At 55.2% G+C, this 13944-nt stretch carries 6 protein-coding genes; all 6 read right to left on the reverse strand.

The window, feature by feature from the left end:
* Positions 1 to 180: 180 nt before the first annotated feature.
* Positions 181 to 2613, reverse strand: coding sequence for a fibronectin type III domain-containing protein (locus H7B90_RS17835; protein ID WP_311772751.1), 2433 nt, complete (start codon positions 2611 to 2613; stop codon positions 181 to 183).
* Between the two features lie 1307 nt (positions 2614 to 3920).
* A complete protein-coding gene (locus H7B90_RS17840) occupies positions 3921 to 6767 on the reverse strand; it encodes an S-layer homology domain-containing protein (RefSeq protein ID WP_185137253.1) in 2847 nt (948 codons plus the stop codon).
* A gap of 506 nt (positions 6768 to 7273) precedes the next feature.
* Positions 7274 to 10996: an S-layer homology domain-containing protein gene (locus H7B90_RS17845; protein WP_185137254.1), complete on the reverse strand. Its 3723-nt coding sequence runs from the start codon at positions 10994 to 10996 to the stop codon at positions 7274 to 7276.
* Positions 10997 to 11282: 286 nt separating this feature from the next.
* Positions 11283 to 12413 (reverse strand): MraY family glycosyltransferase, encoded by a 1131-nt coding sequence (locus H7B90_RS17850; protein ID WP_185137258.1) that lies wholly within the window; start codon positions 12411 to 12413, stop codon positions 11283 to 11285.
* A gap of 147 nt (positions 12414 to 12560) precedes the next feature.
* Complete coding sequence (locus H7B90_RS17855; RefSeq protein WP_512699115.1) at positions 12561 to 13328, reverse strand: WecB/TagA/CpsF family glycosyltransferase; 768 nt, start codon at positions 13326 to 13328, stop codon at positions 12561 to 12563.
* 6 nt (positions 13329 to 13334) lie between these two features.
* On the reverse strand, positions 13335 to 13944 hold a 610-nt coding region (locus tag H7B90_RS17860), incomplete at its 5' end, for a polysaccharide pyruvyl transferase family protein (RefSeq protein ID WP_185137256.1).

Consider the following 13944-nt stretch of genomic DNA (forward strand, 5'->3'; position numbering starts at 1 on the left):
GATTGCATCTAGTATAGACTTCCAAAATGAATAGAACGTGAATGAATCCTGAAAATGGTCTCAAAGCAGATTTTGGCACTCTATGTACTATATACGTCTTGATTAGGCAAAAAGTTGTAGCGATGCAGTAAAAACAAGCCAGGGCTATCTACATAGCCCTGGCTTGTTGACGTTCCGGAATTACTTGGATTTGGTGTAGATCTGGATCTCGTCGGATTCGCCCTCGTTGGCTCCTCCAATGACGACAAGTTTAAAGCGGTAAGACTTCTCGGGAGACAATCCCGTCACTGTCGCAGAAGTAGCCGTATTGCTAATCGGTCCCGTTGCCGCCGCAACCCAATCGCCGCCGTCATACTGAAGGAGGGTGACGAATTCCGCGCCTTTCAGCGACTTCCAACGCAAGGTGACGCTCTTGGATGTAATATTGCTCGAACTGAGCTTCTCGACCCGATCAGCATAAGTCGTTACTTCTACGGGATCGGATGTTCCGTCATTCGGACCGCCCGTAACCTTGAGAGTAAACAAATAAGATTTGTTCGGAGTCAGTCCCGTAAAGAGATAATTTGTCGAAGTTTTGGCGGTAGACGTCCATCTCCACGTCTTGCCATTGTCTTCGGATTTGCCGACTTGAACCGTCTTGGCATTGGTTGGGATCTTGCCCCATACCAACTTCACGGAATTGATTCCTCGTACAAACGTGAAGTCGTTGATTGGCGCTCCGGACGTCGTGACGGACAGCTCATTGGACGTTCCCTTCCGGTCGCCCATCGTCACTTCCAGCTTGAACAGATACGTCGTTCCCGGAGATAATCCGTTCACCGTTGCCGATGTCGCGCTGCCGTCTACCGTAGCCACTGTCGTCCAGGTTCCGCCGTTATTCGTTGACCTCTTCACTGCGATGCTCGTCGCGTCCGCAACGGCCTTCCAGGAGAAGCCAATGCTTTTCGGTCCCTTGGTAGGTGCCGACAACGTGGTGACCTGCTGCTGCAGAGTCTTCAGTGTTACATAGTTCGATTCTCCAGCGTACCTTCCGCCTTCGACGTACAGTCTGAACTTGTAGCTCGTATCGCCTGTCAGACCGGTTGCCTTCGCCGTCGTAGCCGTCTTGCTAATCGTTCCGGTATTCGCGTCTATCCATGCTCCTTGCGCCGCGTCCCAGTACTGAATCTTGAGCGACGTTGCGTCCGCTACGCGATTCCACTTGAACGAAGCGGTCGTATCCGTACGGGCCGTGTAGGCAAGGGATTCGACGTGCAATCCATCCGTTGTCACTTCAATCGGATCGGATGTTCCTTCGAACGCCCCTCCCGTGACCTTCAATGCGAACAGATACGTCTTGTTCGGAGTCAGCCCCGTAAACGTGTAGCTCGTTGCAGTCTTCGTAATCGTGCTCCATCTCCAGGTCTTCCCGCCGTCCTCCGACTTGCCGGCTTGGACGGTCTTCGCGTTGGTCGCAATCTTGCCCCATACCAGCTTGATCGAAGTCGTGCCCGGCACAATCGTGAAGTCGTTGATTGGCGCTCCGGACGTCGTGACGGACAGCTCGTTGGACGTTCCCTTCCGGTCGCCCATCGTCACTTCCAGCTTGAACAAATACGTCGTGCCCGGGGACAATCCATCCACCGTTGCCGATGTCGCGCTGCCGTCTACCGTAGCCACTGTCGTCCAGGTTCCGCCGTTATTCGTTGACCTCTTCACTGCGATGCTCGTCGCGTCCGCAACGGCCTTCCAGGAGAAGCCAATGCTTTTCGGTCCCTTGGTAGGTGCCGACAACGTGGTGACCTGCTGCTGCAGAGTCTTCAGCGTCACATAGTTCGATTCTCCGGCGTACCTTCCGCCTTCGACGTACAGTCTGAACTTGTAGGTCGTATCGCCTGTCAGACCGGTTGCCTTCGCCGTCGTAGCCGTCTTGCTAATCGTTCCGGTATTCGCGTCTATCCATGCTCCTTGCGCCGCGTCCCAGTACTGAATCTTGAGCGACGTTGCGTCCGCTACGCGATTCCACTTGAACGAAGCGGTCGTATCCGTACGGGCCGTGTAGGCAAGGGATTCGACGTGCAATCCATCCGTTGTCACTTCAATCGGATCGGATGTTCCTTCGAACGCCCCTCCCGTGACCTTCAATGCGAACAGATACGTCTTGTTCGGAGTCAGCCCCGTAAACGTGTAGCTCGTTGCAGTCTTCGTAATCGTGCTCCATCTCCAGGTCTTCCCGCCGTCCTCCGACTTGCCGGCTTGGACGGTCTTCGCGTTGGTTGCGATCTTGCCCCATACCAGCTTGATCGAAGTCGTGCCCGGCACAATCGTGAAGTCGTTGATTGGCGCTCCGGACGTCGTGACGGACAGCTCGTTGGACGTTCCCTTCCGGTCGCCCATCGTCACTTCCAGCTTGAACAAATACGTCGTGCCCGGGGACAATCCATCCACCGTTGCCGTTGTCGCGCTGCCGTCTACCGTAGCCACTGTCGTCCAGGTTCCGCCGTTATTCGTCGACCGCTTCAACGCGATGCTCGTCGCGTCCGCGACTGCCTTCCAGGAGAAGTCGATATTCCTCGGCCCCTTGGTTGGCGCCGACAACGTGGTGACCTGCTGCTGCAGAGTTTTAAGGGTCACATAGTTCGATTCTCCGCCATACTTGCCGCCTTCAACATACAGCCTGAACTTGTAACTCGTATCGCCGATCAAATCGGTTGCTTTGGCCGTTGTGGCCGTCTTGCTGATCGTTCCGGTATTGGCATCTACCCAAGTGCCTTGTGTTTCGTCCCAGTATTGAATGATCAGAGAAGTAGCATCCGATACGCGATTCCACTTAAAAGAGGCTGTCGTATCCGTACGGGTCGTGTACGCGAAAGAATCGACGTGCAACCCTTCCGTCGTCACTTCGACCGGATCGGCGGTTCCGTCATTCGCACCGCCGGTTATTCTAATCGTGAGCAGATAAGTCTTGTTGGGCGTCAATCCCGTAAAGGTATAGCTGGTGGAAGTCTTTGTAATCGATGTCCATCTCCACGTTTGGCCGTTGTCTTCTGAACGGCCCGCTTCTACCTTCGTTGCATTCGCCGGCGCCTTCGGCCATACCAACTTTACCGAAGTCGTTCCGGGAACAACAGAAAGCTCGGTGATGGGATTGCTAGTCGTCTTAACGCTGATCAGATTTGAAGTTCCAGCATTAGCGCCATTACTTACAATGAGTTTTAGTTTATAGGTGGTATTCGCAGATAAATTATTGATAACGGCTTCCGAAGCTTGCGGATCCACTTGTTGAGAATACCAGGTCGATCCATTCATCGACCGTTCCAAGGAGATCGCCGTCGCTCCGACCGCTTGAGTCCATTTCACTTTGATGCTGGTTTGCGTCGCTTCTACTTGCTCCAAATCCGCAATCGGTCTTGAATCCGTTTGGACCGTTAATACTTTAGATTCGCCTTCATATGTTCCGCCGGTAACAATTAACTTAAAGTAATACTTCGTGTAGGTCTCTAGATTGGTTACGGTTGTCCCCGTAGAAGTGGTATTCTGAGTGGCGGCAGCCGTCCAATCCGCTTCATTCGTAGACTGCAGAACTTCTATATTGGTGGCATCTCGGGCCGAACTCCACGTTAACGTGACCGAGTTCGCTGTTTTCGAATTTAAATATAAGCCGATTTTCGATATGACAGTGTCTGCTGATACAAGGCCGCTTGCAACGCTAAACATTAGCATTATCGCTAGCATAAATGCTATTGATCGTTGTCGGATGGTTTTCAAGACTCAACCTCCTCATTTCATAGTATATTTCCTTTTTTGGAAACCACCGATTTCCTCCATCATAACATAGGGTGAGAGAGAACAAAAATTCCATGAAATGAAATTATTTTAATCTAATTTCTATAGAAAAAGGGGCGAGCAGATGCTCGCCCCTTCTCTAGATCTTAGGATAATTACTTAACCGTGATTTCCGTATCAACCTTAACCGTATTGCCGTTCTTGTCTTGGATCAGATCGTCCGCAGACACGAACTTGATAACGATTTGTTGGGAAGTCTTGAATACGGAGCCTTCGGTCGATTGAATAACAACATCGCTGTTGCCAGTCGAGACAAGCTCGTAGTTGGCGCTATCCGCTTTGTTGCCGTTGATGTACACTTCAACGCCGCTTGCTGCCAGATCGTCGCTCGCAGTCGTTACATCTTCGCTGAAGGTAACCTTAACTTGAGTGTCGCTCAGCAGCGTGGCCGATTTAGCCTTCGGTGCAACGTTCTCGGTGAGTTCGATCGTCTTGGAGATGTCGCCAGACGTACCGCTCAGCGTGTTGCCGTCAGCATCAACCAGGTTAGCTACTTTGATCGTGCGCTTGCCGGTCGTCTTGATCGTTCCTTCCGGAAGCGTGATGACAACCGTCTTACGGTTGGTGATGAACTCGATCTTGGAGTCGGACGGGATCGTCGTACCGTTGATCAGGAAGTTCTTAGCAACCAGTTGTTCCAGCGTCAGTTCGCCATTGAAGTGCAGTTCCAGCTTGTTGTTGTTGTCCGGATCTTGAGCAACAGGAGTCTCGTCGTCAGCGTCGTATCCAAGCTTCAGAGAACCGCTGTTCGTGCTGGAGTTAACCGTGAACGACAGGGATACCGAAGAAGGATTCGTAGCGTTGCCGGCAACGTCGGTCAGACCTGCAACCTTAACCGTGTACTTACCAGCTTTAAGCTTTTCGTTCGAACCTACATAGTCCGTATCCTTGATCTTCAGAACTGCGTAGCTCTTGTCTTTATTGTCGTTAGCGTTAACGTCATAACCGATCGCGAACTCGAAGTCGGTCAGAGTCTTCTCAGGAGTTACAACGCCGTTCGTAGCCGTGTAAGTGATCTTAACGGACGTCGGAACCGTGTCGGCCAAGTCTTCGCTGAACTTAGCGTAAACCGTTTGGCCGCTAACCGTCGTGCTGGACAGCGTCGGCTTCGTCGTGTCTTTGGACAGCGTCAGGGTCTTCGTTACCGTAGTGCCTTCGTTGCGAACAAGGTCGAAGAACTTGGAGACCTTGAACGTAACCGTCTTGAAGCTGTTCTCGCCAAGAATGTCCGACAGGTCGAACTTAAGGGTGTACGTGTCTTTGTTGTATTCGGTTTGCGTTTGCGGTTCGCCGTCGACAGTCAGCGTAGCGCGGATCGCGTCTGCATCGTTCTCGTCGTCAGCGTCTTGCGGAGCCAGAGCTTCGCTGAACTTAACGGATACGATGCCGCCGTTGGACGTTACGGAAGTAATCGTCGGGTTCGTCGTATCGTTCGGTACTTTCAGCGTTGCGCTGTAATCCGTCAGGTTGTCGTTCAGGTCCGTAGCGCCAACGATGTCCAGATCGTAGGAAGCGTCTTTTTCAAGGCCCTTCGTGATCTTGATCGCGGTAACGTCGCCTTCGGCATCCTTAACAGCTTCGTAAGCGAAGTCGCCATAAGGAAGCTCGGTGCCGTTCAGGGATACAACGCCTTCGTCTTTCAGCGGCTCGCTGAAGGAGATTTTAGCAATCGTACCTTCGAACGTGGTGCCCGTTACGGAAGCTTTCGTGCTATCGGAGATGTACACTTCTTTCTTGTAGGAAGACAAGGAAGAGCCGCTTACGGACTTCAGATCGCTGCTAACTTCGAAGTTAGCGTAGTGATCCTTCAGGCCGCTAATCCTAGCATCGCTCAGATCGAACGTCAGGGTAACCGTCGTTTGATCATCGCTGATCGAAGCGCGCTTAGGCGCGATGCCGTTCAGCTTGAAGTAGGACTTAGTAGGGTCTTGACCTTCGCCGAGGCCATATGCATGGCCGCCTTCAGCGTCGCCCTTCTTAACGCCCTTATTGAACTTAACTTCAACTTGCTTCAGGTTCAGTACGGATACGGAAGATACTCCGAAACCGTCGATCTTAGCGGACAGCTCGGTGGAAGCCAGCGAAGCCGTGCCTTTGTAAGCCGTAACCGTCAGCTTGTAGTCGCCAACAGCTTGCTTAGCCGTCGTGTAGGTGAAAGTGCCGTCAGCGTTCAGCGTAGCGGCAGCAGCTTCAGCCGTACCGATAGCAACCTTAACGCTGTCAACGCCGCCAGCCGTCTTACCCGTTACGGTAATCGTGTCGTCTGCGTTAACAACAGCCTTAGCGTCGGACAGCGGCTTCACTTGCAGAGCTTGGTAAACAGCGTAAGCAAGATCGATCGTTTGACCGCGCGTAGCGTTAGCCGTGTAGTTCGTCGGAACCGGCAGGCCAGCGTCTTGAGCAGCCTTGATGTAAGGAGCAGCCCAAGCAGCAGCGCCGTCAACCGTAGCGCCTTCGACCGGAGTCAGCTTAGCGATGGCAGCAGCAACTTTAACGATTTCTTGAACCGTGATCGTTGCCTTCGGCGCGAACAGTCCGCCGCCTACGCCTTCGACGAAGCCAGCTTTGTTAGCGGCCGTGATAGCGCCCGTGTGCCATTCGCCGGCTTTAACGTCGGAGAATGCGGAAGCCGTCGTGGTGTCTTCGGCTACGCCAGCAACCGCGATAGCGATCGTAGCGAATTCTGCGCGGGTCAGGTTATCTTCCAGATGCGGCTTGCCATCCGGCTTACCCTTCAGAATTTTGAGGTCAACCAGTTGTTGAAGCTTTTGTTCGGTAGTAAGTGCGGTGTCGGCTGCAGAAGCCATGGAGGCAAACATGCCGAAGACCATAGCGAGAGCCAGAAGAAGAGACAAACTTTTCTTCATAACCTTTTTTTCTCCTCCTTGAACAGGAATCTGTAGTTTTGCATGTTTGGAAGATTTGTAGCTCGAATCTCTCATCGGCGTTTCACCCCCTCTCCGGAGTTGAGCATTGTCTATAATTGATGTCTGCATCATGTCGCCTAATTAGGTAGAAACATGTCGCAGAAACTCGTAAACACACAGTAAGAGACGCAAAATAGGCAGGGTAAATTATGCCACTTTCACCATTATACATTGGGCGTACCCAAGCGTAAAGAGAAATCTCTGCGCCATTGCTAGAGAGTAAGGCTTTAGTCCCTCTTATTAAAGACATGATGTTAGACGCACGGCTCGAGAAAAAGTTGCGCTTATTCCGAAATTCATCACACTTTTTTTAACCTGGGCCGCATTCTTGAAACACCGCTTCTTATGTAAGGAGGTTACGTGTCTAAGTATAGCTTGTAGCAGGCATTACGTCACCGCTTAACATTTTCCTGCCGACCCAAGATCGAACAACCTATATATAGGTAGCGAAAAGAAATCCCGGCTCGTCCCTTCGCCTGCCAGGAGGCGATCGGGACAAGCCAGGATCCGGCCATCGCGCCTTACAGCTTCTTAAGCTTCTTCATGACCCGTTCCGCGATGACCGCCGCATCGGCGCGGCTGAGCATCGAGTTGGGCTCGAACCGGTAAGTCGGCTTGCTGCCGTTCGTGGCCGTATTCGGAATGCCCGTAATGTAGCCGGCTTTCGTAACGGCCAATATGGAGCTCATTCCGTAATACTCGGCTTGGTTGGCGTCCGTGAACAGCTTCTGCAGGGCCGCCTTGTCCTTAGCCAGGTCCGCGTTGTTCTTCACCAGGTTCAGCGCTCGCGCGATCATGATAGCGGCCTCTTGCCGCGTCAACGGATCGTTCGGCAGGAAGAGCTTCGGCGACCGGCCGCGAATGAAGCCTTTCTTCACCGCGGTCTCGACATATCGGTAATTCCACAGCGCGTCCGGGAAGTCGATCGGAAGCACGTCGTCGAACGTCATGTTGTTCGGATTGTATTCCAGCGGAATATCGAGCATCTTGACGAGCATCTGGGCGAATTCGCCGCGGGTGATGTTGTCGTAGACTCCGAACGAGTTGTTATCCTTATTCTTCATGATGCCGTGCGCGAACATCGCCTCGAGCGCCAGTCTCGCATAATCGTGGCTGACGACGTCGCTGAAGCTGTAGCGCATCGACATGACGGTATAGTAACCGAATCCGTAGAACGGAGCCGTGACGGTGTGGGCGGACGTATTCACGACGCCCCCGACGTTCTCCCACCCCGTGGACGTGTAGCGCCATACGCTCAGGTAGCGCGCAGCGGCGTCCCGAATGTTGGCGTCGTACTTAATCGTAATCGTGCCGCGCTGAGACGGTTCCAGCCACTTGCCCGGATTCCGGACGCGGGCATAGAAGACGTCGTCGGGATCCGCGCTCGTCTCATAAGGATGCTTGGCATCGATAAGCTGATAGTCGTTGACAAGACCCGTGCCTTTGAAGTAGCCGGCATCGATCCAGAACAGGTTCGAAGCGTAATCGAAATTCACCTTCGGAATGAGCAGATTAGCGCCGTCGCTGCTGTAAGGCACGTCGATCAACTCGCCGTCCCGGAAGTTGCCGTCGACGTCCTTCTCTCCGACTCCGTTGTACCTCTTCACCGTACGGCCGTCCGCACGATCCGCGATACCGAAGTACAGCTCCTGCGCGTCGAACAGATCGATCGTCTTCACGTCTTGGCCCGGATTCACGTTAGCCTGGCGAAGGAACGTGTTCTTCGGGAACGTCAGGCTCAGCTCGCCTTTGAAGATCGAGAACTTGCCGGACGAAGCGAGCTTGGCTTTGTACTGCGCTCCCAACGAATTGTCGGCGGCATAGTTGACGCTGAATTGGCCGTTCGTCTTCTGCGTGCCCGTCTGAACCGTGAACTTGATCGTATTGACGCCCGGCTTCAAGTTCTTCATCTCGTATCGGAAAATGTCGCCTTCCCCTTTGGTCATCTCCACCTTGCCGATCAGAACCTTGTCGGCGCCTTCCGCCTTGATGCTGATCTTCAGGAAGTTGGAGTTGATGACGCTCTGGTTAGGAAGCCTTGGCGACAGAACGATATACGGCGACAAGTCGCGAATGACCGTAATCGTTTGGGTGACGCTGGTCGTTCCCTTGCGGACGACGATCGTAAAGTTCGTGTTGCCGGATTGGGGGAGCTTGTATCCGGCCAGACGAAGCTTGAACTTGAAGTCGGCGACAGTAAGGCTAGTAACGGCTTTGTTGGTAGCCGGGTCTTCGATATAAAGTTTGACCCCGGCTTCGGCGCCTTTGGCGGTTGTCGTCGCATCCATCTTACCGACGCTGTCGACTACCGCGGTTCCCAAGCTAACGCCGTTAACGAGAAGATCGAGACTCGACAGATCCTTAACGTCGAAAAGCAAGTCCAAAGTCTTCTCCGTCGTCGTAAATTGGTTGTCGTCGGTCGGAGCGAACTTTAACTCCGGGTCGTTGAAATAACGTTTAAGATCGGTGTCGATGCCCGGATCGATTACATAAGGCACGGGACGAACCGTTTGAATGGCCGGATTGTCCTTCGAGAAGTAATAGATGACGAACTTGGTCGTTACGGGCACCCCGTTGGCGACCCCTTCGAACACCAGATCGTTCGAGCCCGGAAGAAGCGCGAACCCGGCAGCCTTCGGGTCGAAGGTGAAGGTTCCGTCGCTGTCGTTGATGTTGGCTTTCCCCACTTGCACTTTCTTGCCGTTCAAACTGATATAAACCGAATCCTGATCGGGAGCGCTAGCATTCAGATTGAAGTTATAGAGTCGCCCCTTGATGATATTGTTCTCGAACTCGGCGCTGCTCTCGAACACTTGGCCGTAGTAGATCGTGCTGACTTGAATTGAAGGTGCGGGGACAAACGTAATATTCCGCTTTATGGTGTCCGTTGGCGTTCCGCTTCCCGGTACGGCAAAGGTGAGCTCTACTTCGCCAGCCGGCATGTTGTCGATCTTAATAGCCGTAACATCGGTCGCCGTTCCTACGGAGTACGTAGTGTAAGTAAATTCCGGACTTACGACCGCTGCGCCGTTTTGTTTGGCAGTAACGACTACCCCCCCGGATGCGTTGTTGCCGGACTCAAGCATTAGCCACAATGGAGCGGTTGTGACGGTCGTATTATCGTTGAACGAAGCGGAGGAAGTATAAGAGACGCTGCTGCCTTCCGTCACGCCGTAAATTTGCTTGATGTCCTTAATAAACGCCGATGACGAATCCCGGTACGAGAACGGGAGCAAGAAATACGGAGAGCCGGTTACGCTAGTGTCTCGAACCCGAATGAAAAACTTGCCGTTCGTATTGAAAGACAAACCGGATGTCTTGATCGAATAAATGTTGTAGCCGTTGGCCGTATCCTTCACCGTCTCGGCGGGAACGTAGGTCGCTGCGGAGGAAGCGACCACCGTCGTCTTGTCTTCCGCCAGAATATCCACTTGGAACGTAGGAGCCGCCACATCGGAATCCAGAATGACCTTGGCGTTGATCTCGCCGCTCAAGGCCGTCCCGTAAGTCGGATTCCCATCCATCGGATTCGTGCCCCAAGTAACGTTATAAGCCGTCAGATCCCCGTTGTAATAGACGATATAACGAGTCAGCTCGTACGTCTTGGTAGCGTTCTTCGCGAGAATGACCAGCTTGTTGTAGCCCTTCTGCAGCCCCAGGTTGTTCAAAATGTAAGTAGAACCGCCGCCGCCGAACATCTGCGTGCCGTTGATGGTCACTTCGGTCGCGTTCGGAGCCTTGACCGAGACGGTCTCGTTGGCGCGGGTCGACACGATCGCGGCGCCTTCCGGCAGCACGCGGCCATCGGTCAGCTTCACATCGGAGATGACCGGCACGTTGGAGAAGTTGACGTAAGCTTCGCCGGATACGACGTTGCCCGAGTTGTTGACGCCGAGCACCTTCAACCGGTTCAGGCCGTCGTAGATGCTTACTCCCGAGAAGCGGAAGTTGTTGCCGTTCGTGATAATCGGCTGCGTCGAACCGTTGGAAGCCTCGACGACGGCGCCGTTGACGATCTTCTCGACGCGGAACGAGAGCGAGGTTACGCCGTTAAACGTACCGGCGAGCTCGATGACGTTCGTGTTGACTTCCGTCGGAGCGCTCTCCGACGTGCTGAAGTCCTTGAAGTTAAAATAGACGGACGGCTCCGCGGCCGCCGGCTTAAGCGAGGCCACGGGAAGAAGAGTAACGATCAGCGCGGCGACCAACAGCCGGCTGATAATGCGCGATAGGGATTGACGCAAGGGATTACATCCTCCTTGTAGAGCTGATTGTGTATATAATCGTCGCTGACGGGCGTCGGGTCGATGGGGGCAACCCCGTTGCTTAATCCTCCTTCCGGTCCCAATTCGGTCTTCCTGGTAAAAGCATACTTACCCTTAATATCGGCGACCGGCTTCCAAATGTTTAGACAATGCCGCCCAAAACATTCCTCGCGCGCCGATCGATTCCAACCGGCTTCCCCATGCGCGCGAAAAAGCCGAAGCCCGGTCGGAACCGAGCTTCGGCTATTGATCTCTTTATTTTCGACTACTTCGATCGAGTATTCGTCTGCTGCTTCAGGAACAACCGGCCCACGAAGTCGATGACCGGCCGCTTCGTCTTGTCCACGATGCCGATAATCTCGGCCCCGATCTGGAGAAGGAACATCAGCACGCAGATGACGACGAACGTCACCCAGTTGCCCATGCCCGAAGTCGTCGCCACCGATTGCACGATGGCGCAAGCGCCGAAGAAGGCCGCAATTCCGTAAATGATGAGGACGGTCTTCCGATGGCTGAAGCCGAGCTGCTGCAGGCGGTGGTGCAGGTGGCCTTTGTCCGGGGCGAAAATCGGCTTCTTCTGCACCCAGCGGCGCACGATCGCGAAGAACGTATCCGACAGCGGAACCCCGATGATCAGAATCGGCGTCACGAACGAGACGACGGTGATCTGCTTGAACCCGAGCATCGACAGCGTCGCCAGCGCGAAGCCTAGGAACAACGACCCCGAGTCGCCCATGAAGATCTTGGCCGGATGGAAGTTGAAGAACAGGAATCCGACCACGCCGCCGAGCAGAACCGCCGACAGCAGAATAACCGAGCCTTGGCCCATGAGAGCGGCCATGACGAGGATCGTGCCGATCGCGATGCCGGATACGCCGGCCGCGAGCCCGTCCAGCCCGTCTATCAAATTAATAGCGTTCGTCACCCCGACGATCCAGAAGATCGTCAGCGGAATGCTCAGCCAGTCGCCCATAGGCTGCATGGCGGAGCCGAACGGAATGTTCACGAGATTGATCTTGATGTCGAAGCCGAAGACGACGACGCAGGCGGCGGCGATCTGAACGAGGAACTTGAGCTTCGCGTTCAGTTGGAACCGGTCGTCCAGCGCACCGAGCAGCACGATCATCGTGCCGCCGACCAGAAGCCCTCGGATGAGGTTCTCGTCATGGTCGCTCAGGAGACGGTCCGGCAGCCATGGCAGGAACAGCAGAATAGTTGCGGTGAATGCGGCATAAATGGCCAACCCGCCCATACGGGGCATGATCCGCGTATGAACCTTGCGATGATCCGGCACGTCCATGGCGCCGATCTTGACGGCGAATTTCTTGACGAGCGGCGTAAGCGCAAGAGACAGCGCGAGCGCCAATGCGAATCCGGCGATTCCGATTCCTACCAACCAGCCTGTCGGCATCTACAACTCCCCTTTGTGTGTATACCGGAATGAATTATACTCCGGTCACACGGAATTCAACAAGGCAATTTTACGACCGAATTCCGGCGTATTTCCCCGTTTCCTTCACTTTCACGTTTTTTTCAGGAGGATTCATCTTGTTTTCAAGACGTTATCTCCGTCTTTGACCACTTTAAGCGCGAATTGAGGGAGAACCAGCATCCTCCTGGCCCTCTTCGGCTCTTGAAGAAGCCGGTAGAACCACTCCAACCCCATCTTGCGGAAAAGAGCCGGGGCTCGCTTCAGCTTGCCCGAGATGACGTCGAAGCTGCCTCCGACCCCCATCATGACGGGCACGCCGAGCTCTCTCTCGTGCTTCGCGATCCACGGCTCCTGGTTCGCCACCGAACGGGCGACGAACAGCATGTCGGGCTGCGCCCGCCGGATGTCGGCGACGACTTCCGCGTCGTCCTCATCTTTGAAATACCCGTTGCGCTTGCCGACAAATCGGATGCCCGGGTACTTCTCCGCCAGCTTGGCGTGAGCCGCGTCGAGAATCTCCTGCGTGGTGCCCAGCAGATAGACGCTCCACCCCCGCTTGTCCCCGACGGCGAACAGCTCGTGCATCAGATCGAAGCCGGCGACCCTCTCCGCCACCGGCTGCTTGAGCCGCCGCGCGGCCCATACGACCCCGGCGCCGTCCGGAACGACGAGATCAGCCGTCTCGAGCACCTTCTGGTACTTCGGATCGGCGAGCCCCGTCATCAGCATGATCGGGTTGCCCGTCACGACGCGATGCGGCTGCTTCGCTTCGATGGCGCGCGTAAGGTACTCGACGGTCTGCTTCATATTCATCTTGGAAAAGGGCACTCCGTATAAAGAGACGGTCGGATATGGCCTCAAGTTGCTGTCTGCTGACAAATCAAGTCACCCTCTGTCTCGTTCGGTCAATAATTGAAGGATCCGCTGCGCCGGCCGGGCCGCCTCTTCCTTGAGACGCCGAATCGCATCCCCCGCGGAAGCGCGCCATCCGGCCGGATCGTCCAGCAGGCCGGCCGCCCGCTCCGCGAAGCTCTCCGGATCGAGAGCTTCCGTCGTTCCGGCCGCCTTCTCCCCGAGCCAACCGAGGAACTGGTCGATCTTCGGGTCGTAGGAGATGCCGAGCAGCGGAACCTCGCGGTTCGCCGCGTAGATCAGCGAATGCAGGCGCATCCCGACGAGCAGGTCGCAGCCGTCGACCTCGCGCAGCATCGCCTGCGGCTCCTCGTGCGCCGGGGCCAGCTCCGCTTCGGCCCCGGCTCCCGCCAGCCGTTCCATCACGTACCGCGAGGCCTCCTCGTCGGAGCCGCGATGGAACGGCAGCAGGCGCAGCCGGACGCTTCGCCGTCCGGCCAGCGCCGCCAGCGCGGTCGCCGCGCGGTCCAGGTCCGCGCGGTCGCCGCGCCAGAACCGGACGGACACGCCGACCAGCGCCGGCTTGTCCGCCTCCAGCCCCGCGCCGCCCCCGGCGGGCGCCTCTCCCGTCGCGGCCCGCGGC

The sequence above is a fragment of the Cohnella xylanilytica genome, from assembly GCF_014212175.1.
Lineage (GTDB): Bacteria > Bacillota > Bacilli > Paenibacillales > Paenibacillaceae > Cohnella > Cohnella xylanilytica.